Source organism: Nocardioides proteolyticus (assembly GCF_051280635.3).
Taxonomy (GTDB): domain Bacteria; phylum Actinomycetota; class Actinomycetes; order Propionibacteriales; family Nocardioidaceae; genus Nocardioides.
On the sequence record NZ_JBNBPO030000004.1, the window covers coordinates 26,815 to 46,828 of the forward strand.

Sequence of the window (20,014 nt, forward strand, 5' to 3'; positions counted from 1 at the left end):
TCCGATCCGCTCCGGGCGGGTGGGTCAGTCGGTGCTGCTCTCGAGGCGCGACTGCGCGACCTCGACGAGGGCCTCGTGGAAGGCCGGCCACTCGGCGTCGAGCTCGCGCAGGGTCTGGTCGGTGAGGTGGATGGTGTCCAGCGGCGTGAGGGCGACGATGGTCGCGGTGCGCAGCTTGTGGCCGACGATCGCGGCCTCGCCGACGATGTCGCCGGGCCCCAGCTGGGCGATCTCCTTGCCGTCCTTGCGGACCGACACCGTGCCCTCGAGGATGATGTAGGCCTTGTCCGCCGGGGTGTCCTCCCAGATCGGCGACCAGCCCTCGGGCAGCCGCACCCGGCGCCCCGTCGCGCTGATCCGGGCGATCTCCTGCGGGGTGAAGTGCTCGAAGAACGTTGCCATGGGTGAACCTTTCGATCGGGAGCCTCGCCTGAGACTACTGGCGCAACGTTCGAGGCGGTACGGGCGTTATCCCAGCGGGTCGCGCGAGACCGGGCAGCTCATGCACCGGGGGCCGCCGCGCCCGGACCCCAGCTCGGACCCGGCGATCCGGACCACCTCGATCCCGGCCTCCTCGAGCCGGGCGTTGGTCCCGTCGTTGCGCTCGTAGGCGACCGCGAGCCGCGGCGCCAGGGCCAGGGTGTTGTTGCCGTCGTCCCACTGCTCGCGCTCGGCCGTGACGGGGTCGAGGCCGGTGTCGATGCGGTGCAGCGTGTCGATCTGCATCGCCTTCGCGGCCGCGACCAGGAACGGCTCGGGCGGCGCCACCTCGAGCTCCTCCGAGCCCGGCTCGCGCGGCGTCACGGCGTACGCCGTCAGGGTGTCGGCGACGTTGGGATACATCACCACCTTGTCGACGTCGACCATGGTGCAGACCGTGTCGAGGTGCATGGTGGCCCGCTCCTGCGCGATCGGCACCGCCAGCACGGTGGTGGCGAGCCCCGCGGCGAAGGCCTGCCGCGCGAGGCGCTCGGCCCCGGCGGGCGTGGTGCGCTCGCCGACGCCGACGGCGATGACGCCCGGGGCGAGGAGCAGCACGTCGCCGCCCTCCACGTGCTCGAGGTGGGGGCCGTGCATCCGACCGGTGCCGGCGAACCGCGGGTGGAAGTGGTAGATCAGCTCGGTGAGCTGGGTCTCGCGGCGGCGGGCGGGCATCGCGAGGGACGTGATCGCGACCCGGTCGGGCAGCCAGACCGAGGAGTCGCGGGTGAAGAGCAGGTTGGGCAACGGGTCGACGAGGAACGCGTCGGGCGGCAGGAGCGCGGTGACGAGGGTGCCGGTCGCCAGGCCCGCGCGGACCTCGTCGTTGCGCACGCCCGCGGTGAGCATCCGGGTCAGTGCCTCGGGGCCGGCGTCCTCGAGCATCCGCCGCAGGTAGGGGCGCAGCGAGTCGCCGAGGTCGAATCCGCTCGACCCGGTGAGCGTGGTCTCCACGACCGCCGCCCGGGCCTCCGGATCCGCGAGCGTCTCGGTGAGCAGGTCGGTGAGGTAGAGCACCTCGACGTCGCGGGCGCGGAGCGCCTCGGCGAAGGCGTCGTGCTCCTCCTGGGCGCGCGCCACCCAGGGGATCCCGTCGAACAGCAGCCGGTCGTTGTTGCGCGGGGTCAGCCGCTTCAGCTCGGGTCCCGGACGGTGCAGCAGCACGGAGCGGAGCCTGCCCACCTCGCTGTCGGCGCCCGGCGCCGGTGTGTTCGCGACCATGCCGAGACTCTAGGACGCGGCGGCCGGCCACGCCTTCCGCGCCTCAGCCGCGGAAGGGGTCCGCGGGGTAGACGCCGAGGATCTTGACGTCGGTGGTGAAGAACGCGAGCTCCTCGAGCGCACGCTTCAGGCCGGGGTCGTCGGGGTGTCCGTCGACCTCGGCGAGGAACTGGGTGGCGGTGAACTCGCCGCCGACCATGTAGCTCTCCAGCTTGGTCATGTTGATGCCGTTGGTGGCGAACCCGCCGAGCGCCTTGTAGAGCGCCGCGGGCAGGTTGCGGACGTTGAACACGAAGCTGGTGACCACCGGTCCCTGGCCCTGCGGCGCGGTCACGAAGTCGGGGGACAGCACGACGAACCGGGTGGTGTTGTGCTCCTCGTCCTCGACGTCCTCACGGAGGATCTGCAGCCCGTAGGTCTCCGCGGCCAGGGGCGGCGCGATGGCGGCCTGGCGGAGGTCGGCGGCCTCGGCCACCTCCCGCGCGGCGCCGGCGGTGTCGCCGGAGATGATCGGCTTCAGGCCCAGCTCGCGGATCACCTTGCGGCACTGGCCCAGCGCGTGCACGTGGCTGTGGACGGTCTCGATGGTGTCGATCGAGGCGCCCGGCGCGGCCATCAGCGTGAACTGGATGCGGAGGAAGTGCTCCGCGACGATGTGCAGGCCCGAGTCGGGCAGGAAGTGGTGGATGTCGGCGACCCGCCCCGCGATCGAGTTGTCGATCGGGATCATCGCGAGGTCGCAGTCGCCGCTGGTCACGGCGGCGAAGACGTCCTCGAAGGAGGCGCAGGGCACCGCTTCGGCGTCGGGGTAGTTCTGCTTGCAGACCAGGTGCGAGTTGGCGCCGGGTTCCCCCTGGTACGCGATGCGGGCCATGGCAGCAGGGTAGTGCGCCGGCGCCGGGCGCCGCCCGTCGGCGGCCTTCCGAACCGGTGCCGCAGCGTTCCTCGACACACCGCGCGGCTCTATGGGCCCGGCTCGCTCCCGAACTAGGTTGCCGACATGGCCCTCCTCGTGGCGATCCTCGCCGTCCTGCTCGCCGCCGCCGCCCTCGTGGTGGCGCTGCGCAACGGCGGAGGTCGCGCCCGGCCCGCCGGCGACGACCTGCCCGAGGACGTCGCCGGGCTGCGCCGGGAGGTCGCCGCCCTGCGAGAGGAGGCGGTGGGCGCGCTGCGCCACCTGGCGGTCGTGCGGTACGACGCCTTCGAGGAGATGGGCGGGCGCCTGTCGTGGTCCCTGGCGCTCCTCGACGACGCCGGCGACGGCGTCGTGCTGACCTCGATCCGGGGGCGCAACGAGGCGCGCACCTACGCCAAGTCGGTGGCCGGCTGGGCGAGCGACCAGGAGCTGTCGCCCGAGGAGGCCGAGGCCGTCGCGCACGCGCGGATGGCCCGGATGTGAGCGCGACCGCTAGCGCGGCACCCGCACCAGCACCCGCCCGTGGATGCACTCCATGTGCAGCTCGGCGCCGGGGCCGATGGTGTCGCCGTCGAGCTGGCGGGGCGTCTCCTGGGCGGCGCGGATGGAGACCTTCCGCCCGGTCATCCGGTTGATCGTCTCGTCGGTGTGCGGGCGCTTGGCGAGCACGCGGAACGCCAGCGGGAGCCAGGACCAGAACCGCTGCGGATAGAGCAGCACGACGTCGAGCCGGCCGTCGTCGATCGCGGCGTCGGGCAGCAGCGGCATCCCAGCCTGGAGGTAGCCGACGTTGCCCACGACGATCGTGCGGGCGCGGTGCTTGGTCCACTCGCCGTCGTCGATGGAGATCTCCACCTTGGTGGGCGGGAACATCAGTGACTTGAGCCCGGAGAGCACGTAGGCCAGCCAGCCGACCCGCTTCTTGATGTCCTCGTTGACGCCCTCCATGATCGCGGCGTCGAAGCCCATCCCGGCCATCACCATGAAGTGCGTCTTGTCGATCTTGTCGCCGTGCACCTCGACCATGTCGATCGCCCGGTCCTGACCGGTGAGCGCGACGTCGATGGCGGCGCGGATGAAGAGGGGCACGTCGAGGTTGCGGGCGAGCAGGTTGCCGGTGCCGGCCGGCACGATGCCGACCGGGATGCCGGTGCCGGCGAGCTCGGCGCACACCTCTCGCACGGTGCCGTCGCCGCCGCAGACGATGACCAGGTCGGCGCCGTCGACGGCGGCCTGCTCGGCCTGGCCGGTGCCGGAGTCCTCGACCGTGGTGAAGTACCACCGCGGCGGGTTCCACCCGGCGGTGATGGCCATCGAGGTCACCATCGCCTGGAACGCCTCGACCGACTCGACCTTGATCGGGTTCAGGATCACGGCGAGGTCGCGGGTGGACGGGAACGGCTCGGGCAGCGGCTCCGCCTTCAGCGCGTGGCTGCGGGGGAGCGGGCTGTAGAGCGCGACGCCGAGCAGCACGAGGCCGGCGCCGAGCAGCGTCCCGCCGATCACGTCGGTCGGGTAGTGCCGCCCGAGCAGGATCCGGTCCAGCGCGACCAGGGCCACCAGGAGCACGACCAGCGCAGCGATCAGTCGGCGGATGCCTGCGCGCCGGACCAGCATCACCGCGAGGACGAGCACCAGGCCGCCGTACGCGGCGACGGAGGAGGCGTGGCCGGACGGGAAGGCGTTGGAGTGGAGGAAGTAGTCGGGGTCCTGCCAGATCGGGCGACCGCGGCCGACCACCACCTTCAGGCCGTACGTCGCCAGGGCGGCCGTCGCCATCACGGCCACCGTCAGCACCGCTGCCCGCCGGTGACCCTTGGCGAACATGAACCCGGCCAGCACCGCCGTCAGCACCGTCATGCCGATGGTGCCGAACGCGACCTCCACCACGCGCAGCGGGAGCCGCAGCCAGGGCTCGTCGGCGGCCCAGGTCGTCGTCGGTCGGCCGCGGTCGTCGACGTCGACCAGCCACGACCACTCGGTCGCGACCGCCGTCGCGAGCGCGGCGAACAGGGCCAGGCAGATCAAGGCCGCGAGCAGCGGCGTCCGGCGGGGTCGGTCGAGCACTCCCGGAGGATAGTCGGCGCCGGCGACCGGACACGCCTCCGGCACCGGTCGCGACGACCGGCTCGCTACGGTCGGAGCCATGGCTGCCGAGTCCGACCGCAACCCGTCCGCCGCCTCGCCGTCCGCGGGTCCGCCGCCGCGTCGCCGCCTCGGCCGCTCGGGGCTGGTGGTCTCGGCGGTTGGGCTGGGCTGCAACAACCTGGGACGTCCCGGCGCCGCCACCGAGTCGCAGGAGGGCACCGACCGGGTGGTGGGTGCGGCCCTCGACGCGGGGATCACCTTCTTCGACGTCGCCGACACCTACGGCGCCACGCCGGGGCTGGCCGAGGAGCGGCTCGGCAGGGCACTCGGCGCGCGCCGCTCGGACGTGGTCGTCGCCACCAAGTTCGGGATGGACATGCAGGGGCACAACGGTCCCGACTTCGGCGCCCGCGGCTCGCGCCGCTACATCCGGACGGCGGTCGAGGCCTCGCTGCGGAGGCTCGGCACGGACTGGATCGACCTCTACCAGTTCCACACCCCCGACCCGCTGACGCCGATCGAGGAGACGCTGTCGGCCCTCGACGACCTCGTCCGCGACGGCAAGGTGCGCTACGTCGGGCACTCCAACCGCAGCGGCTGGCAGATCGCCGAGGCCGAGCTCGTGGCGCGCCAGCTGGGTGTCGAGCGGTTCGTCTCCGCGCAGAACCACTACAACCTCGTCGACCGGCGCGCCGAGCTGGAGGTGCTGCCGGCCGCCCGCGCCTACGGCCTGGGCGTGCTGCCGTACTTCCCCCTCGCCAACGGCCTGCTCACCGGCAAGTACGCCTCCGGCGAGGCGCCCGAGGGCTCCCGCCTCTCCCGCACCCGCCAGCACCTGCTCGAGGCGGCGGTCTCGCCGCCCCTCCAGCGCTACTCCGAGTTCGCCCGCGCCCGCGGCGTCTCGGAGGTCACCGTCGCGATCGGCTGGCTGCTCGCCCGGGAGCCCGTGGCCTCCGTGATCGCCGGCGCCACGTCGGTGGAGCAGGTCCGCGCCAACGCCGCCTCCGGCCACTGGACCCCCACCCCCGCCGACCTCGCCGAGCTCGACGCCCTCTTCCCACCGCCCGAGCCGATCTCCCCCTTCTGACGTCGATCCGTGGTCGGTGGTGCGCTGAGTGCCGGGTGCACCAGCCACGAATCGACCCACCACCATGCCCGACCCACCACGCCACGGCATGGGCCTCGACCGACGCGCGGAGGGTCGGCGCCGCCGGATAGCCTCGGGGGCATGATCGACCCGCGCATCCTCCGTGACGAGCCCGACCGCGTGCGCGCCTCGCAGGCCAAGCGCGGGGCGTCCACGGACGTGGTCGACCGGGCGCTCGAGGCCGATGCGGCGCGGCGCGCGGCGATCGCGGCGTTCGAGGAGAAGCGGGCCGCGCAGAAGTCCTTCGGCAAGCAGGTGGCGCAGGCGTCCGGCGAGGAGAAGCAGGCGCTGCTCCAGCAGCTCAAGGCGCTGTCGGCGGAGGTCAAGGACCTCGAGGGCGCGCAGGCCGCCGCCGAGGAGGAGTGGCTCGCCGCCCTGCGGGCCATCCCCAACGTCGTCGCCGACGAGGCGCCCACCGGCGGCGAGGACGACTTCGTCGTGGTGGAGGAGGTCGGCACCCCGCGCGACTTCGCCCAGGAGGGGTTCGAGCCGCGCGACCACATCGAGCTCGGCCGGCTGCTCGGTGCGATCGACCTCGAGCGCGGCGCGAAGGTGAGCGGCAGCCGGTTCTACTTCCTCACCGGCGTCGGCGCCCAGCTCGAGCTGGCGCTGGTCAACCTGGCCATGGACCAGGCGCGCGAGGCCGGCTTCACCCAGGTCATCGCGCCGTCGCTGGTACGGCGCCCGGCGATGGAGGGCACCGGCTACCTCGACCAGGGGGGCGGTGAGGACGTCTACCGGCTCGAGGGCGAGGAGATGTACCTCGTCGGCACCTCCGAGGTCGCGATGGCGGCCTACCACTCCGAGGAGATCCTCGACGGTTCCGCGTTGCCGCTGCGCTACGCGGCGTTCAGCCCGTGCTTCCGCAAGGAGGCAGGCTCGCACGGCAAGGACACGAAGGGGATCATCCGGGTCCACTGGTTCGACAAGGTCGAGATGTTCGTCTACGCCACCCTCGAGGACGCCGCAGCGGAGCACGCGCGGCTGCTGGCCTGGGAGCAGGAGCTCCTCGGCAAGCTCGAGCTGGCCTACCGCGTCGTCGACATCGCGGCCGGTGACCTCGGCTCGTCAGCCATCCGCAAGTTCGACTGCGAGGCGTGGATCCCCACCCAGGGCAAGTACCGCGAGCTCACCTCGACCTCCAACTGCACCGACTTCCAGACCCGGCGGCTGGAGACCCGCGGCCGCTTCGGCGACCGCACCGGTCCGGTCGCCACGCTCAACGGCACGCTGACCGCGATCACCCGCACGATCGTCGCGGTCCTGGAGACCCACCAGCAGGCCGACGGGTCGGTGCGGGTCCCCGCGGCGCTGCAGCCCTACCTCGGCGGCCTCGACGTCCTGCGGCCCGTGGTGCCGGTCGGATGAGCGGTCCTCGCCCCGACGGCTGGCGCCCCCGGCTCGTCGCCCTCGACATCGACGGCACCCTCCTGCGCTGGGTGGTCGGCCTCGGCATGAGCCACGAGGAGGTCACGCCCGCGATCCACGCCGCCGTGCAGCAGGCGCTCGACGCCGGTGCCCACGTCGTCCTCGCCTCCGGTCGCGCACCGCACAACATGACCGTGGTCGCCGACATGCTCGGCCTGCACGACCCCGAGCACCCCGACCGCAGCGAGCGGCTGTGGATCGTCGCCGCCAACGGGGCGGTGGTGCTGCGCTACCCGCCGATGGAGGTCGTCCACGAGGTCACCTTCGACGCCCGCCCCGCCGTGCACGCCGTACTGGCGAAGCACCCGGAGGCGCTGGTGGCCGTCGAGGAGCGCGGCGTGGGCTACCTCGTCTCCGCGCCCTTCCCCGACGGCGAGCTGGGCGGCACCACCACGGTGACCGACCTCGACGAGATGGTCTCCCGCCCCGTGAGCCGCGTGATCATCCGCGACCCGAAGGCCACCGCGGAGGACTTCGTGCAGCTTGCCGAGGGGCTGGGCCTGCACGGCACCGACTACGTCGTCGGCTGGACCGCCTGGCTGGACCTCGCACCGGTCGGGGTCTCCAAGGCCTCCGGCCTAGAGTACGTCGCCGGCCAGCTCGGCGTCGACCCCGGTGACGTGCTGGCGATCGGCGACGGCCGCAACGACATCGAGATGCTGCAGTGGGCCGGCCGCGGGGTCGCCATGGGCCAGGCGGTCGACGAGGTGAAGGCGGTCGCCGACGACGTCACCGCCTCCGTCGACGACGACGGGGCGGCCGTCGAGCTGGCCCGGTGGTTCGGCGACCCACGATCTGCTGGGATGGGGGCGTGAGGACCGTGCTCCGAGGTCTGCTGTCGTCGGCGCTGATCGCCGCGTTCCTGGCCGCCGTGCCGGCCGGTGCCGTGGTCGCGGCGCCGGCGCTGCCCGCCGACGCGTGCGCGGAGCTCGACCTCGCCGACCGGGCCGCGGTGGTGGAGCGGGCCGACAAGGTCGACGACGTGTTCGTCGGACGCGTCGTCGACGTCGCGCGGCGCCGCATCCCCAGCGGCTCCCCCAACGGCACCGACGGGGAGAGCGCCACCGCGTCGACGCGGTCGCGCGAGCGGGTGGTCGTGCACCGCGTCACCGTGACCACGTCGCTCTCCGGCGACCTCCGGCTCGGCGAACGGGTCAGCGTCGTCTTCGAGCAGTCCGAGGACGGCCGCGACCGGCTGCTGGCGCCGCGGGAGACCCACCTGTTCTTCACCAGCGACGTCGACGGTCAGGTCCGGGCCGACTACTGCGAGGGCAGCCAGGAGCTGTCCGGGGGCCTGAGCGCCGCGATGCAGCGCCGGCTGGAGGGCTACCTCGACGGTCCGCCCGAACCGCCGGCGCGGGTCGCGCTGCATCGTCCCGCCGGCGGGGTCGACGAGCCCCCGCGGCTCGGCAGGGTGGTGGCCCCCGGCGCCGCGATCAGCCTGGTCGGCGTCCTCGGCCTGTTCCTGGTGGCGCGGGTCGGCCGCCGGCGCGGCTGAGGCCCGCCGGACCTCAGAGGTACATCCCGCCGCTGCGCGGCTCCTCGCCGGCGCCGGGACCGCCCGGCTGCTGGCCCTCCGGCCCGCCGGGCTGCTGCCCGCCCATCGCCTGCGGCAGGGCGCGGCGCATCTGCTCGAACTGGGCGCGGGCCGCCATCTGCTGGGCGTAGATCGCCGTCTGGATGCCGTGGAAGAGCCCCTCCAGCCAGCCCACGAGCTGCGCCTGGGCGATCCGGAGCTCCGCCTCCGACGGCGTCGCCTCCTCGGAGAACGGCAGCGACAGCCGCTCCAGCTCCTCGACCAGCTCCGGGGCCAGCCCCTGCTCGAGCTCGGCGATGGAGGACCGGTGGATGTCGGCCAGCCGGTTGCGGCTCGCCTCGTCGAGCGGGGCGGCCTTCACCTCCTCGAGCAGCTGCCGGATCATGCTGCCGATCCGCATCACCTTGGCCGGCTGCTCCACCAGGTCGGTCAGCGCCCGCTCGCCGTCGCCCTCTCCGTCCGCGTCCGGCTCGCCGCCCTCCTGCTGGAGCGCTGACGCGGGGACCCGGCCCAGAGGCTGCCCGTCCGGGCCCACGACGACGATCTGCTGCTCAGGTCCGGGGGTGCCGTTGTCGGTCATGCTCGCCAATCTAGCCAACCGCCGCACAGCCGGTGGCCGGCAGCGTCCGGCCGCTCAGAGGGTGAGCAGCACCTTGCCGACGCTCTCGCCGGACTCCACCAGGCGGTGCGCCTCCGCGGCCTGCTCGAGCGGCAGCCGGTGCGAGACGACCGGGGTGATCCGGCCGTCGGCGACCAGCGGCCAGACTTGCTCGACCACCGACGCGCAGATCCGTGCCTTGCCCTCGACCGACCGGGAGCGCAGGGCGGTGGCGATCACCGCGCCGCGCTTCGACAGCAGCCGCCCGATGTCCAGCTCACCCTTGGCGCCGCCCTGCATGCCGATGATGACCAGCCGCCCCTCGTCGGCGAGCAGGTCGACGTTGCGGGCGAGGTACTTCGCGCCCATGTTGTCGAGCACCACGTCGGCCCCCTTGCCGCCGGTGGCCTCCTTGACCACCGCCACGAAGTCCTCCTCGCGGTAGTCGATCGCCCGCTCGGCACCGAGCTCCTCGCACCGCGCCCGCTTCGCCGGCGAGCCGGCGGTGGTGAACACCCGGGCTCCCGACGCGCTCGCCAGCTGGATCGCGAAGGTGCCGATCCCGCCGCCGCCGCCGTGCACGAGGAACACCTCGTCGGGCCGCAGCCCGGCCACCATGAACACGTTGGACCACACCGTGCAGGCCACCTCCGGCAACGCCGCGGCGGTCACCAGGTCGACGCCGGACGGCACCGGCATCAGCTGTCCGGCGGGTACGACGACCCGGCTGGCGTAGCCGCCGCCCGCGAGCAGGGCGCACGCCTCGTCGCCGACCGTCCACTCCTCGACGCCGTCGCCGACCGCGGCGACCGTGCCGCTGCACTCGAGCCCGATCACCTCGGACGCCCCGCGCGGTGGCGGGTAGAAGCCCTGGCGCTGGAGGAGGTCGGCGCGGTTGACGGCCGTGGCCGCGACCTCGAGCAGCACCTCCCCGGGCCCGGGCTTCGGGTCGGGCAGCTCGGTGACGGTCAGGACCTCCGGTCCTCCGGCCTCTGTCGTGGTGACGGCGCGCATGGCCCCAGTGTGCCGAACGCGCGATCCGCCACGAGACGGTCGGTCAGACCGTGGCGTCCTCGTCGGCGTACTCCAGGTCGGCCAGCTCGTCGACCTCGACCTCGACGCCGTCGACGTCGTCCCCGGCGCCCGCGGGCCGGTCCCACGCCTCGGCCAGCGCCTGCGCCCGGGCGGCCAGCCGCTCCACGCCGTCGGGATCGGCCCCCTGCTCACCGGCGGCGAGGCCGAGCAGGAAGGCGGTGACCGGTCCGGCCGCGGGATGGACGTTGTCCTTGGTGATCCGGGCCAGGTCGCCCAGCAGGCCCTCGTCCGCCTCGGCCTCGATGTCGAGCACGTCGCACAGCTCGTCGATCCAGTCGTGGAGGTTCACCGCTCCAGGGTGTCCCCGCGACCACGGGGCTGACAAGACCCTCCCGGCGTGTCAGTCGCCGAGCGGGTCGTCGTGGGCGGACCGCACGTCGCGGAGGTCGCTCCACGAGTCGACGTCGCGCGCCTCCTCGCCGATGGCCGGCACCTCGGCGAGGTCGAGCGGCTCGAGCAGCGCCCGGACCGAGAGCCCGTGTCTGCCCTCCAGGTCGGGTGCGACGTCGTCGAGCCGCGTCGTCTCCACCACGAAGGCCAGCTGGCGGCGCCCCTCCGGGTCGACCAGTACGGCGCCCTCGTGGCCGATCGCCGCCTCGTGCAGGCGCCGGAACGTCGCCGAGGAGAGGTTGGGCATGTCCACCGCCAGCACGGCCAGCGTCGGGAACCGCCGCAGCAGCGAGTGGCGCCCGGTGAGCAGCCCGGCGGCCGGGCCGCCGTACCGCGGCTCCTCGACGACGAACGTCACCGGCCGGTCGGTCGGCACCTGGCGGCCGACGACGACGACCTCGCTGGCGTCGATGACCGCGTCGAGGGCGTACTCCAGCAGCGTGCGGCCGGCGACCTCGATGGTGGCCTTGTCGAACCCGCCGAGCCGGGTCGCCTGCCCGCCGGCGAGCACGACGGCGGCGAAACCGGAGAGTCCGAGCTCGATCACGGAGCCGAGTCTGGCAAACCCGCGCCGGCTTCGCCGGGGGACCGGCCGCTGGCAGGCTGGACCCGTGACCGAGAGCACGCAGCCCGCAGCCGGCGCGGACCGAGCCAGCGGGGCAAGCGAGGACAGCGGAGACGGCGGGGACAGCCAGGACAACACGGCCGGCCGGCTCCGGGTGGCCCTGGTCCAGGCCGCCTCCGGCCTGGACCCCGCGGACAACCGCGACGCGGTCGCCCGGCTCACCCCCGACGGCGCCGACCTGGTCGTCTTCCCCGAGGCGTTCGCCCGCGACTTCGGCGAGGCGGGCTCCGACGTGAGCGCCTTCGCCGAGCCGGTCGACGGCCCGTTCGCCGGGTCGGTCGCCGCCGCGGCGGCGGACCACGACACCACCGTCGTGGCCGGCATGTTCGAGCGCGGCCCCGACCCGGCCCGGCCCTTCAACACGCTGCTGGTGCGCGGCGCCGGCGCGGCGGCGTACCGCAAGGTGCACCTGTACGACTCCTTCGGCTACCGCGAGTCCGACCGGCTCACGGCCGGGCCGCTCGAGCCGTGCGTGGTCGAGGTGGGCGGATGGCAGGTGGGCCTGATGACCTGCTACGACCTGCGCTTCCCCGAGCTGGCCCGCGCGCTGGTCGACCGTGGCGCCGAGCTGCTGGTCGTGCCGGCCGCGTGGGTGGCCGGTCCGCGGAAGGTTCACCACTGGCGGACCCTGCTCACGGCGCGGGCCATCGAGAACACCGTCTACGTCGCTGCGGCCGCGCAGCCCGCGCCGCGCTACTGCGGCCACTCGCTCGTCGTCGACCCCTTCGGCGAGGTGGTGGCCGAGACCGGGAGCGGTGCCCCGGACGACCCTGCCGTCGTGAGGGCGGTCCTCGAGCGGGCCACGCTGGAGGAGGCCCGTCGGGTCAACCCCTCGCTGGCCAACCGGCGTCTGTAGTCTCGTTGGCCGTGTCCCGGGCCCCCTCTCGCACGCCGATCGAGCAGCGGATCGGCGAGTTCGGGGTGTCCCGTGCACCGTTCGTGATCTGGGTGGCGCTGGTGCTGCTCGCGACGGGCGGGCTGGTCGCGGCGATGGTCCCGGTAGGCCCGGAGTGGCTCGGGGTGACCGGCTCCATCGTGGTCGCCACGGCGTACGCCTGGGCGCTGGCGACCCGCACCGGCGGCCGCCCGTTCGTCTTCGGTCTGCTGACGCTCGGCTGTGCGTTGACGGCGGTGCTGAGCGACCAGGAGGTCCTGCTCACCGGCGCCGCCGTGGCCACCGCGGCCCTCGCGGCCGTCCTCGGCGTGATGGCCACGATGCCCGCCCAGGGACTCCTCGGCACGGTGCGCGAGTGCGTCGTGGCGCTCCTGGTCGCCGGCGTCGGCGCGATGGCCGCCGTCGGCTTCGAGCCGGCGATCGACACCGTCCGGTTCGAGTACGCCGCGCTCACGCTGGCGATCCTCGGCGTGCTGGTGCTGGTCTACCGTCTCGGCGCCGGGCTCCACGGCCTCGGCCGGCGCGGCCTGATCGTGGTCGGCATCGGTGCGGTGGTGCTGGCCGCGACGCTGCTCTACGCCGAGCTGCTCCGCCGCTACGGGTCGGCCGGTCTCGTCGACCAGCTCCTGTCCTACGTGCGGTGGAGCCGCGAGCACCTGGGCGCGTTCCCGCGGCCGATCGAGACCGTGCTCGGCGTACCGGCCCTCGCCTACGGCTGCCACATGCGTGCCCGGCGCCGCCAGGGCTGGTGGGTGTGCGCGTTCGGGGTGGCCGCCACCTCGCCCACGGCCACGGCGCTCGCCAACCCGGCGGTCACCGTGCAGGAGGCGGTGCTCTCGGTGGTCTACGGCCTCGTCGTCGGGCTCGTGATCGGCTGGGTGCTGATCAGGATCGACCTGGCGCTGACCGGCAACCGCGGGCGACGCAGCCGGGCGGCCGAGCAGGCGGCGGCGCTGCGCCCGGAGCCGCCTCGGTCGCAGCCGCTGCTGTAGCGGCCGGCGCCCTTTTCGGGTACCCACCGGTAACGCCTAGCGTCGCTCGCATGGCCCGGGTCACGACGTCAGAGCTGGTAGCGGAGATGGTCGCCAACGTGCTCCGCGTCGAGGTCGACGAGGGCGCCACGGTCGCGGCGGGCGACACCGTGGTGCTACTCGAGTCGATGAAGATGGAGATCCCCGTCATCGCCGAGGCTGGCGGCGTGGTGCGTGCGATCAAGGTCAGCCCCGGCGACGTGGTTCAGGAGGGCGACGTCCTGGTGGAGATCACCCTCTCCTGACCTCGCCCGCGCTCGACCAGTTCGACCAGGTCAGTCAGGTCGGCAGCGTGGCGGGAGCGGGCGCTCGGGCAGCTTGCTGCCCCCTCGCCGGCGGAGACTCCATCGACCAGCTCGACCAGGTCAGTCCGGTCGGCAGCGTGGCGGGAGCCGGCGCCCGGGCAGCTTGCTGCCCCCCTCGCCAGCGGAGACACGCTCGACCAGGTCACCGGTCGGCAGCGTGGCGAGAGCGGGCGCCCGGGCAGCTTGCTGCCCCCCCTCGCCGGCGAAGACACGCTCGACCCATAAGAGCAGAGGGGGCGGGATTCGAACCCGCGGTAGCTCTCGCTACGACCGCTTTCAAGGCGGTTCCGATCGGCCACTCCGGCACCCCTCCGTGCCCGTCACGGCGCGGGGCGACGTGGCGGACGACACGAGTCTAGGAGCCGCGGGTCGGGCCGCTTTGCCCGGCCGTCGCGCCGCGTTGTTCAATCGCGCCATGAGCAGCGCGCAGCCCACCTCGGTGACCGACTACCGCCTGGCGCCGCCGGTGATGGCGCGGTTCGTCGGTGCCTACCTGGTGCTGCTGGCCGTCGTGCTGCTGGTGGTGACGTTCGTGGTGGCGGCGCTGCGGTGGAACCCGGACGCGATCGTGGTGGTGCTGGGGCTGGGGATCCTCGGTCTCTGCGTGCTCGCGTGGTGGCTGCGCACCCGGCTGGTCGTCGTACGGCTGACGGAGGCGGGCTATCGGGTCCGGTTCGTGCGCGCGGTCGGGGTCGCGGAGGCGCGCTGGAGCGAGGTCGAGGACCTGGTGGCGGCGACGCCGCGCGGCTACGAGTGCGTCGTGCTGCGGCTGCGGGACGGCCGCACCACGACCATCCCGGTGCAACTGCTGGCCGGCGACAAGGACGACTTCGCCCGCGAGGTCCGCCGGCACCTGCGCCGCTCGACCCGCTGACCGCGGCCGGGACCGTGCCGGGCGGCCGCCCGCCACCGGCCGATTCGGACGTCGGCAGCCGGGGCTTGTAGCCTTGTGCCGCTGACCGGCCATCGCGGCCGGATGGTGGGGAGGCGTCGCCTAGTCTGGTCTATGGCGCCCGCCTGCTAAGCGGGTTTGGGGCTACAACCCCATCGAGGGTTCAAATCCCTCCGCCTCCGCCGACCAGCGTGACCCCCGGTGAGGACACCTCGCCGGGGGTCTCGCCTGTGCCGCCCCGATGAGGCAAGATGGGTCCTGCGCGGCCTGGAGCTGGGGGACGCCGCGCGGATCTCGGGCTTCACGGGAGGGGCTCGGGGGGAACCCCACGAAGAGGGGAAAGAAACATGAAGCGAATCGCTCGCAAGGCCGCCGTCGCCGTTGCCGTCCTGATCTCCGCGTTCGGCGTCGTGGCGATGCCGACCGCGGCCGAGGCCGACACCGGCTGGGGCTGGTCCCTCCGCGACTAGCGGGTGAGGCCGCTCAGGCCTCGTCGGTCTCCTCGCCGGCGATGCCGAGCCGCCCCATGATGTAGCCGAGCTGGAACCTGGTCTCGGCGTCGTACTCCTCCTTGAGGTCCGCCACGTAGCCGGCGTAGGTGCGTGGGCTGACGCCCAGGCGCTTCGCGCTGACGGCGTCGGAGTGGCCCTCGATGAGCATCCGGATGGTCATCGCGCGCTGCTCGGTGGCGATCGCCTTGACGATCGACTTCTCGCTCGAGGTGAACGCGCGCCCCCGCGCGAACGCGCGCTCGAAGACGTCGACCAGGTAGGCCACCAGCGCCGGCTCGCGGACGACGACCGCGGTGGAGAGGTCGTCGGCGGCCGGGATCACCGCGACCCGGCGGTCGACGACGATCATCCGGTTGAAGAACTCGTCGAGCGTGCGCACCTCGGCGCCCTGCTCGGTCACGTCGGCGACGTACTTGTGCGTCGCGGGATGCCGTCGCGCACTGTGCTGGTAGAGCGTGCGCATCGCGACGCCACGCGCCAGCGCGTCGAGGTCGCGTTGCGTCGCCTCGGCGATGGTGCGGGGGTGGCGCCCGGCCTGGGGCTGGGCGGTGAGGAGCTCCTCCTCCGCCTCGCTGACCAGCGTGGTCAGGAACGGGCTGATCGCCTCCTTGTGGAGATAAAGGAACGGGCCGTTGTCGGTCGCCGTCGGCGACCGGCGCCAGCTCTGGCTCAGCGACTGGAACGCGCGCGCCCAACGGGCCGACTCCTCGAGCAGGCGGGTGCCCTCGCTGCCGAGCGGCCCGACCACCCGGGCCTGCGCGTGGTTGGGCTCGACCGGCCGCCACATCCGGCCGCTCTCGTCGCGGTTCAGCAGGCCGAGCTCGACCAGGATGTCGAACGCCGGCCGTTCGGGTGCCTGGTCGGCGACCCGGGGGTCGTCGGCCGCGATGCCGCCGGCCTGCACGATGTCGTCGTACAGGCTCGTGGCCACCGTCTCGAAGACCTCGCGGTCCTCAGGTCGGTGCGGGCCGGGCATGCCGCCATGGTTCCACAAGGACGGCGCGCACCGGGGCTTCACCGGGTCCCGTGCGGGGTCAGCCCCGGCCCTTGCCCTTGCGCTTCCCCTTGCCGCCGCCGCCCTTGTTGCCCTTGCCGTTGCCCGACTTGCCCGCGTTGTCGGGCTTGCCGGAGTCGCCGGGCTTCCCCGACCTATCGGAGCCGCCGCTGCCGCCGCTGCCTCCGGTCCCGCCGGAACCGCCGGACCCGCCGGAGGCGGGTGGGTCCTCGGTCGGCTCGGGAGCTGGCTTCGGTGAGGGCGTCGGCGACGGCTTGGGCGGGGCCGGCAGGGCGTTGCGCAGCACGGCGGCCGCGGCGAGCACGCGGTCGGCCTGCTGCGGGTCGAGGTCGCCGCTCTCGCGGGCCTCCCGCACCTCTGCGACGAGGGCGTCGATCCGGTTCCGTGCAGCGCCGTACCGGCGCTCGGCCATGGCCTCGTCGACGGCGGTCAGCATCCGGTCGAGCTGGGGCAGCGCCTCGGCGGGCGCGGGGTCGCTGCCGCAGCCGCTGAGCAGCGCGAGCACGACGGCGCAGGCCGCCAGGAGGCCGGCGCCGCGTCGCCGGATCACCGCTCGACTCCGTTCACCGCGTCGTGGAGGTCGCGGAGCGGGTCGCGGAGCTCCGGTTCGACACCGGCCGGCAGCGGGTCGTCGGCACCGCTCGGCGTGTCCTCGTTGAGAGCGGCGGACACGGGGATGGCGAGCGCCGCCACCACGCAGGCGGCCACGACGGCCATCCACGGCCGCAGCCGCGAGCGCCGCCGGCGACCCACCCTGGCCGTCGCGGCTGCGTCCGGCTCACCCTCGTCGTCGCGATGCCCGGGCCGGACCGCGACGTCCTGCGTCCACTGGGCGGCGACGTCGACCGCCTGGGTGGAGACGTCGTCCGGGCTTGCCGCCTGGCGCGGCGCGGTGTCGGTGAGCGCCGTGTCGGTGAGCGCCGTGCCGGTGAGCGCCGCGCCGGGCTCGGCCTCGCGCGCGAGCTCGCCCAGCACTGCGGCGACCCGACGGGAGTCCGGGCGGCCCTGCGGGTCGGTGGCCGTCATGGCGGTGAGCAGGTCACGCCACGGCGCGGGCAGCGCGGCGGGCAGCACCGGCGCCCTGGTCAGGCGGGCGAGCGCTGCCTCGGTCGGCGTGCCGCCGTACGCCCGCTGGCCGGTGAGCATCTCGAGGATAACCAGACCGAGGGAGTAGACGTCGGCGGCCGGGGTGACCGTCTCGCCGCGGACCTGCTCGGGGGAGAGGTAGGCGGGCGACCCGATCGTCATGCCGGTGCGGGTGTGGTGCGCTGCGTCGTCCACCAGCCGGGCGATGCCGAAGTCCGCGAGCCAGACCCGGCCGTCCGGACCGAGCAGCACGTTGGCAGGCTTCACGTCCCGGTGCACGACCTTCCGGTCGTGGGCATAGGCCAGCGCGTCGGCCACCTGCTGCGCGATGGCGCAGGTCTCCGCGATCGGCATCGGCTCGCCGGTGCACTGGGCGAGGGTCGGCCCCACCACCAGCTCCATGACCAGGTAGGGCCGGTCGTCGCTGGAGCCGGCGTCCAGGACGGTGACGAGGTTGGGGTGGCTGAGGGCGGCGAGGGTGCGCGCCTCGGCGGTGAACCGGTCGCGCTCGGCCTCGCTCGCCGTCCGGTCGCGCAGGATCTTCACCGCCACCGAGCGGTCCAGGACGCGGTCGGTGGCGTGGTAGACGTCGGCCATCCCGCCGCGACCGATCAGCTCGCCGACCTGGTAGCGCCCGCCGAGCGTCGGGGCCGGGGTGTCGTCGGGCACGGCGTCCGCGTCGAGGGACACGACACTCTCCTCGCTCTGGGTCAGGCACGCGGCGTCCGTGGGTGACACCGCCGTGCGGGCGCAGCGGTGCCCGATCACCGCCACTGACGACAGTGCCCGCTGCCGGGGAACGTATTCGGTGGCGCCCGCGACTGTTCGGCGGCGCTCGACCGGCCTGCCGCCTCGACTGCTGATTTCGGATGCCGCCGACGGTTCGGCTATCCTCTACCGGTCCCCGCAAGGGACGGGCGCCTGTAGCTCAACGGATAGAGCATCTGACTACGGATCAGAAGGTTTGGGGTTCGAATCCCTACAGGCGCGCAGATCGGATTCACCGCATGACCTGCGCAAACAGGTTCAGAGGCCCGCTTCCCCGACGGGGGAGCGGGCCTTCTCCGTCTCAAAAACCGGCCCAAAAACTCTCCGGCGTCCTCGTGTCGGCCCGGGTCGCGGCGTGTCGCGTCCCCCCGCCGCGTCCCCCCGAAATCGGTCAGCGTCCCCCCACGTCCCCCCGGACCAGTGATCGCCGGACGGCGGTCTCCGCACCTAGGTGTCACATGGAGACCGCTACCCACCCCAGCACCCTGTCCCCGACCGCAGCCGACACCCTGCTGCTCACCCTCGACGAGGCCGCCCAGCAGCTTCGCTGCGCCCGCCGCAGCGTCGAGCGCCACATCGCCAGCCACCGGCTGCATGTCGTCCACCTCGGCCGTTCCGTCCGCGTCGAGCGCCGTGAGCTCGAGCGGTTCATCGCCCAGATGCGCGATCCCGACGGTGAGGTCCGCGATGAGTAGGCCACGCAAGCCTGCCGAGCAGACCACCTCCACGCTCTACCGCGGCGCCGACGGCCACTGGCACGCCCGTGTGACGATGGGCCGGCGACCCGACGGCACCACCGAGCGCAAACACCTGCAGCGCCGTACCAAGACCGAGCTGCGCGAAGCCGTCCGCGAGCTCGAGCGCAGGAGGGACGCCGGCACCTACGTCTGGACCCGCGACGACCTCACCCTCGCCGAGTGGCTCGAGCACTGGCTCGAAACCGTGCTGCCGATGACCGCCCGTTGGAAGACGCTGTCGACATACCGCAGCCAGATGAAGTGCCACGTCATCCCTCACCTCGGCCACTGGCGGCTCAGCGAGCTTCGCCCCGAGCACCTCGAAGCCCACTACCGACGCCTCCAGGCCGAGGGGAACTCCACCCACGTCGTCCGCGCGGTTCATCGTGTCCTGCGCTCCGCATTGAACGAGGCGGTACGCCGCCGACGGCTTGCCATCAACCCGGCCCTGGTGGCACGAGCACCACGTGCCGAGGACGTCGAGGTCGAACCGCTCTCGATCGAGGAGAGCCGGCGCGTCATCGCCGCCGCGCAGGACACGCTTCATCCGTCCCGCTGGTCTATCGCGCTCTCCCTCGGGCTGCGCCAAGGCGAGGCGCTGGGACTGCTGTGGAGCGACGTCGACCTCGACGACGGCGTCCTCCGCGTCCGCCGCTCCGTCCAGCGCCACACATGGAAGCACGGCTGCTCCGTCGGCGACCGCTCGCCCTCCTGCGGTCGCAAGCGCGGTGCCGAGTGCCCTAAACGCAGCGGTGGCGGCCTGCTCCTGGTCGAGCCCAAGACCAAAGCCTCAAAGCGGACCATCGTGCTGCCCGCTCCTCTGGTCGAGGAACTGCGCGCCCACCGAGCCCAGGTCAACCGACGTCGGCTCGCCGCCGGCGAGACCTGGGACGCCACCCACGACCTCGTCTTCCCGGCCACCGACGGCGGGCTCATCGACCCAGCGCGCGACCACACCGAGTGGAAGGCACTCCTCAAGGCCGCGGGTCTACGCGACGTCCGCCTTCATGACGCCCGACACACCGCCGCCACCCTCCTGCTGCTCCAAAACGTCGACATCCGCACCGTCATGTCCATCATGGGTTGGACCGAGATGACCACCGCCCAGCGCTACACCCACGCCGTCGACGAGCTGCGTCGGAGGGCAGCTCAACAGATGGGCGCCCTGTTGTGGGAGGAGTGGACCGGCATCTAGACCGCAACGGGACGCGGCGGCTGCGCTGCCGCGGGCATTCCGCCCAGAATGGG

Annotated in this window: 23 protein-coding genes and 3 tRNA genes; 14 read left to right on the plus strand and 12 right to left on the minus strand. The window is 73.4% G+C overall.

Annotation, left to right across the window (positions count from 1 at the left end; translation table 11 throughout):
• Positions 1 to 24: 24 nt before the first annotated feature.
• The 3 genes from ACPOLA_RS03435 to ACPOLA_RS03445 all read right to left on the minus strand — a co-directional run bounded on the left by ACPOLA_RS03435 (position 25) and on the right by ACPOLA_RS03445 (position 2,575).
• Complete coding sequence (locus tag ACPOLA_RS03435) at positions 25 to 402, minus strand: Crp/Fnr family transcriptional regulator (protein WP_435768991.1); 378 nt, start codon at positions 400 to 402, stop codon at positions 25 to 27.
• Between the two features lie 66 nt (positions 403 to 468).
• Positions 469 to 1,701, minus strand: a complete 1,233-nt coding sequence (locus tag ACPOLA_RS03440) for an arginine deiminase (RefSeq protein WP_435768992.1) — start codon at positions 1,699 to 1,701, stop codon at positions 469 to 471.
• 43 nt (positions 1,702 to 1,744) lie between these two features.
• Positions 1,745 to 2,575 (minus strand): prephenate dehydratase, encoded by an 831-nt coding sequence (locus ACPOLA_RS03445; RefSeq protein WP_435768993.1) that lies wholly within the window; start codon positions 2,573 to 2,575, stop codon positions 1,745 to 1,747.
• A gap of 126 nt (positions 2,576 to 2,701) precedes the next feature.
• Between ACPOLA_RS03445 and ACPOLA_RS03450 the strand changes: the two genes are divergently transcribed.
• Positions 2,702 to 3,100 (plus strand): DUF4446 family protein, encoded by a 399-nt coding sequence (locus tag ACPOLA_RS03450; protein WP_435768994.1) that lies wholly within the window; start codon positions 2,702 to 2,704, stop codon positions 3,098 to 3,100.
• A gap of 9 nt (positions 3,101 to 3,109) precedes the next feature.
• Here ACPOLA_RS03450 and ACPOLA_RS03455 read toward each other — a convergent pair whose 3' ends face one another.
• A complete protein-coding gene (locus ACPOLA_RS03455; protein ID WP_435768995.1) occupies positions 3,110 to 4,684 on the minus strand; it encodes a bifunctional phosphatase PAP2/diacylglycerol kinase family protein in 1,575 nt (524 codons plus the stop codon).
• 79 nt (positions 4,685 to 4,763) lie between these two features.
• On the opposite strand from ACPOLA_RS03455, the gene ACPOLA_RS03460 reads away from it, so the two are divergent.
• The 4 genes from ACPOLA_RS03460 to ACPOLA_RS03475 all read left to right on the plus strand — a co-directional run bounded on the left by ACPOLA_RS03460 (position 4,764) and on the right by ACPOLA_RS03475 (position 8,778).
• Positions 4,764 to 5,792, plus strand: a complete 1,029-nt coding sequence (locus ACPOLA_RS03460; protein ID WP_435768996.1) for an aldo/keto reductase — start codon at positions 4,764 to 4,766, stop codon at positions 5,790 to 5,792.
• Between the two features lie 141 nt (positions 5,793 to 5,933).
• On the plus strand, positions 5,934 to 7,220 hold the full coding sequence (gene serS / locus ACPOLA_RS03465; protein WP_435768997.1) for a serine--tRNA ligase: 1,287 nt from the start codon (positions 5,934 to 5,936) through the stop codon (positions 7,218 to 7,220).
• Positions 7,217 to 8,095 (plus strand): HAD family hydrolase, encoded by an 879-nt coding sequence (locus ACPOLA_RS03470; protein ID WP_435768998.1) that lies wholly within the window; start codon positions 7,217 to 7,219, stop codon positions 8,093 to 8,095. The genes serS and ACPOLA_RS03470 overlap by 4 nt, the downstream gene beginning before the upstream one ends.
• Positions 8,092 to 8,778: a hypothetical protein gene (locus ACPOLA_RS03475; protein ID WP_435768999.1), complete on the plus strand. Its 687-nt coding sequence runs from the start codon at positions 8,092 to 8,094 to the stop codon at positions 8,776 to 8,778. The genes ACPOLA_RS03470 and ACPOLA_RS03475 overlap by 4 nt, the downstream gene beginning before the upstream one ends.
• Before the next feature lie 13 nt (positions 8,779 to 8,791).
• On the opposite strand, the gene ACPOLA_RS03480 is transcribed toward ACPOLA_RS03475, so the two are convergent.
• The 4 genes from ACPOLA_RS03480 to mobA are packed head-to-tail and all read right to left on the minus strand — an operon-like array spanning position 8,792 to position 11,447.
• Positions 8,792 to 9,397, minus strand: a complete 606-nt coding sequence (locus tag ACPOLA_RS03480; protein ID WP_435769000.1) for a bacterial proteasome activator family protein — start codon at positions 9,395 to 9,397, stop codon at positions 8,792 to 8,794.
• 54 nt (positions 9,398 to 9,451) lie between these two features.
• A complete protein-coding gene (locus tag ACPOLA_RS03485; protein ID WP_435769001.1) occupies positions 9,452 to 10,429 on the minus strand; it encodes an NAD(P)H-quinone oxidoreductase in 978 nt (325 codons plus the stop codon).
• Between the two features lie 43 nt (positions 10,430 to 10,472).
• Positions 10,473 to 10,799, minus strand: a complete 327-nt coding sequence (locus ACPOLA_RS03490; RefSeq protein ID WP_435769002.1) for a DUF6457 domain-containing protein — start codon at positions 10,797 to 10,799, stop codon at positions 10,473 to 10,475.
• Between the two features lie 51 nt (positions 10,800 to 10,850).
• On the minus strand, positions 10,851 to 11,447 hold the full coding sequence (gene mobA, locus ACPOLA_RS03495) for a molybdenum cofactor guanylyltransferase (protein ID WP_435769003.1): 597 nt from the start codon (positions 11,445 to 11,447) through the stop codon (positions 10,851 to 10,853).
• Positions 11,448 to 11,511: 64 nt separating this feature from the next.
• Here mobA and ACPOLA_RS03500 point away from each other — a divergent pair, with 64 nt between their 5' ends.
• The 3 genes from ACPOLA_RS03500 to ACPOLA_RS03510 are packed head-to-tail and all read left to right on the plus strand — an operon-like array spanning position 11,512 to position 13,696.
• Positions 11,512 to 12,381, plus strand: coding sequence for a carbon-nitrogen hydrolase family protein (locus ACPOLA_RS03500; protein WP_435769004.1), 870 nt, complete (start codon positions 11,512 to 11,514; stop codon positions 12,379 to 12,381).
• An 11-nt stretch (positions 12,382 to 12,392) separates the two neighbouring features.
• The gene (locus ACPOLA_RS03505) at positions 12,393 to 13,412 is read left to right on the plus strand and encodes a hypothetical protein (protein ID WP_435769005.1); all 1,020 of its coding nucleotides are present in this window, start codon (positions 12,393 to 12,395) and stop codon (positions 13,410 to 13,412) included.
• Positions 13,413 to 13,462: 50 nt separating this feature from the next.
• On the plus strand, positions 13,463 to 13,696 hold the full coding sequence (locus ACPOLA_RS03510) for a biotin/lipoyl-binding carrier protein (RefSeq protein WP_435769006.1): 234 nt from the start codon (positions 13,463 to 13,465) through the stop codon (positions 13,694 to 13,696).
• 288 nt (positions 13,697 to 13,984) lie between these two features.
• Here the strand turns inward: ACPOLA_RS03510 and ACPOLA_RS03515 are convergent.
• Positions 13,985 to 14,069 (minus strand) — tRNA-Ser (locus ACPOLA_RS03515).
• A 102-nt stretch (positions 14,070 to 14,171) separates the two neighbouring features.
• Between ACPOLA_RS03515 and ACPOLA_RS03520 the strand changes: the two genes are divergently transcribed.
• The 3 genes from ACPOLA_RS03520 (at position 14,172) to ACPOLA_RS03530 (ending at position 15,118) form a co-directional block, all read left to right on the plus strand.
• On the plus strand, positions 14,172 to 14,630 hold the full coding sequence (locus tag ACPOLA_RS03520; protein WP_435769007.1) for a hypothetical protein: 459 nt from the start codon (positions 14,172 to 14,174) through the stop codon (positions 14,628 to 14,630).
• Between the two features lie 109 nt (positions 14,631 to 14,739).
• Positions 14,740 to 14,830, plus strand: a tRNA-Ser gene (locus ACPOLA_RS03525).
• A 165-nt stretch (positions 14,831 to 14,995) separates the two neighbouring features.
• Positions 14,996 to 15,118 carry a hypothetical protein gene (locus tag ACPOLA_RS03530; protein WP_435769008.1) on the plus strand — a complete coding sequence of 41 codons (123 nt, stop codon included), beginning with the start codon at positions 14,996 to 14,998 and terminating at the stop codon, positions 15,116 to 15,118.
• A 13-nt stretch (positions 15,119 to 15,131) separates the two neighbouring features.
• On the opposite strand, the gene ACPOLA_RS03535 is transcribed toward ACPOLA_RS03530, so the two are convergent.
• Genes ACPOLA_RS03535 through ACPOLA_RS03545 form a run of 3 tightly spaced genes read right to left on the minus strand, consistent with a single transcriptional unit; the run spans position 15,132 to position 17,951 of the window.
• Entirely contained in the window at positions 15,132 to 16,136 is a 1,005-nt protein-coding gene (locus ACPOLA_RS03535) for a LuxR family transcriptional regulator (protein WP_435769009.1), read from the minus strand.
• A 58-nt stretch (positions 16,137 to 16,194) separates the two neighbouring features.
• Complete coding sequence (locus tag ACPOLA_RS03540) at positions 16,195 to 16,725, minus strand: hypothetical protein (RefSeq protein ID WP_435769010.1); 531 nt, start codon at positions 16,723 to 16,725, stop codon at positions 16,195 to 16,197.
• A complete protein-coding gene (locus ACPOLA_RS03545; RefSeq protein ID WP_435769011.1) occupies positions 16,722 to 17,951 on the minus strand; it encodes a serine/threonine-protein kinase in 1,230 nt (409 codons plus the stop codon). The genes ACPOLA_RS03540 and ACPOLA_RS03545 overlap by 4 nt, the downstream gene beginning before the upstream one ends.
• Before the next feature lie 227 nt (positions 17,952 to 18,178).
• Here ACPOLA_RS03545 and ACPOLA_RS03550 point away from each other — a divergent pair.
• From ACPOLA_RS03550 to ACPOLA_RS03560, 3 genes are all read left to right on the plus strand, one after another.
• A tRNA-Arg gene (locus tag ACPOLA_RS03550) sits at positions 18,179 to 18,251 on the plus strand.
• Between the two features lie 236 nt (positions 18,252 to 18,487).
• On the plus strand, positions 18,488 to 18,724 hold the full coding sequence (locus ACPOLA_RS03555) for a helix-turn-helix domain-containing protein (protein ID WP_435769012.1): 237 nt from the start codon (positions 18,488 to 18,490) through the stop codon (positions 18,722 to 18,724).
• On the plus strand, positions 18,717 to 19,961 hold the full coding sequence (locus ACPOLA_RS03560; protein WP_435769013.1) for a tyrosine-type recombinase/integrase: 1,245 nt from the start codon (positions 18,717 to 18,719) through the stop codon (positions 19,959 to 19,961). Before ACPOLA_RS03555 ends, ACPOLA_RS03560 begins: the two co-directional genes overlap by 8 nt.
• Positions 19,962 to 20,014 lie beyond the last annotated feature (53 nt).

What these genes read in the sequence shown, in the direction of transcription:
- ACPOLA_RS03435 (WP_435768991.1), bottom strand. Translation starts at nt 402, where the DNA reads ATGGCAACGTTCTTCGAGCACTTCACCCCGCAGGAGATCGCCCGGATC.
- ACPOLA_RS03440 (WP_435768992.1), bottom strand. Translation starts at nt 1,701, where the DNA reads ATGGTCGCGAACACACCGGCGCCGGGCGCCGACAGCGAGGTGGGCAGG.
- ACPOLA_RS03445 (WP_435768993.1), bottom strand. Translation starts at nt 2,575, where the DNA reads ATGGCCCGCATCGCGTACCAGGGGGAACCCGGCGCCAACTCGCACCTG.
- ACPOLA_RS03450 (WP_435768994.1), top strand. Translation starts at nt 2,702, where the DNA reads ATGGCCCTCCTCGTGGCGATCCTCGCCGTCCTGCTCGCCGCCGCCGCC.
- ACPOLA_RS03460 (WP_435768996.1), top strand. Translation starts at nt 4,764, where the DNA reads ATGGCTGCCGAGTCCGACCGCAACCCGTCCGCCGCCTCGCCGTCCGCG.
- serS (WP_435768997.1), top strand. Translation starts at nt 5,934, where the DNA reads ATGATCGACCCGCGCATCCTCCGTGACGAGCCCGACCGCGTGCGCGCC.
- ACPOLA_RS03470 (WP_435768998.1), top strand. Translation starts at nt 7,217, where the DNA reads ATGAGCGGTCCTCGCCCCGACGGCTGGCGCCCCCGGCTCGTCGCCCTC.
- ACPOLA_RS03480 (WP_435769000.1), bottom strand. Translation starts at nt 9,397, where the DNA reads ATGACCGACAACGGCACCCCCGGACCTGAGCAGCAGATCGTCGTCGTG.
- ACPOLA_RS03485 (WP_435769001.1), bottom strand. Translation starts at nt 10,429, where the DNA reads ATGCGCGCCGTCACCACGACAGAGGCCGGAGGACCGGAGGTCCTGACC.
- ACPOLA_RS03510 (WP_435769006.1), top strand. Translation starts at nt 13,463, where the DNA reads ATGGCCCGGGTCACGACGTCAGAGCTGGTAGCGGAGATGGTCGCCAAC.
- ACPOLA_RS03520 (WP_435769007.1), top strand. Translation starts at nt 14,172, where the DNA reads ATGAGCAGCGCGCAGCCCACCTCGGTGACCGACTACCGCCTGGCGCCG.
- ACPOLA_RS03530 (WP_435769008.1), top strand. Translation starts at nt 14,996, where the DNA reads ATGAAGCGAATCGCTCGCAAGGCCGCCGTCGCCGTTGCCGTCCTGATC.
- ACPOLA_RS03535 (WP_435769009.1), bottom strand. Translation starts at nt 16,136, where the DNA reads ATGCCCGGCCCGCACCGACCTGAGGACCGCGAGGTCTTCGAGACGGTG.
- ACPOLA_RS03555 (WP_435769012.1), top strand. Translation starts at nt 18,488, where the DNA reads ATGGAGACCGCTACCCACCCCAGCACCCTGTCCCCGACCGCAGCCGAC.
- ACPOLA_RS03560 (WP_435769013.1), top strand. Translation starts at nt 18,717, where the DNA reads ATGAGTAGGCCACGCAAGCCTGCCGAGCAGACCACCTCCACGCTCTAC.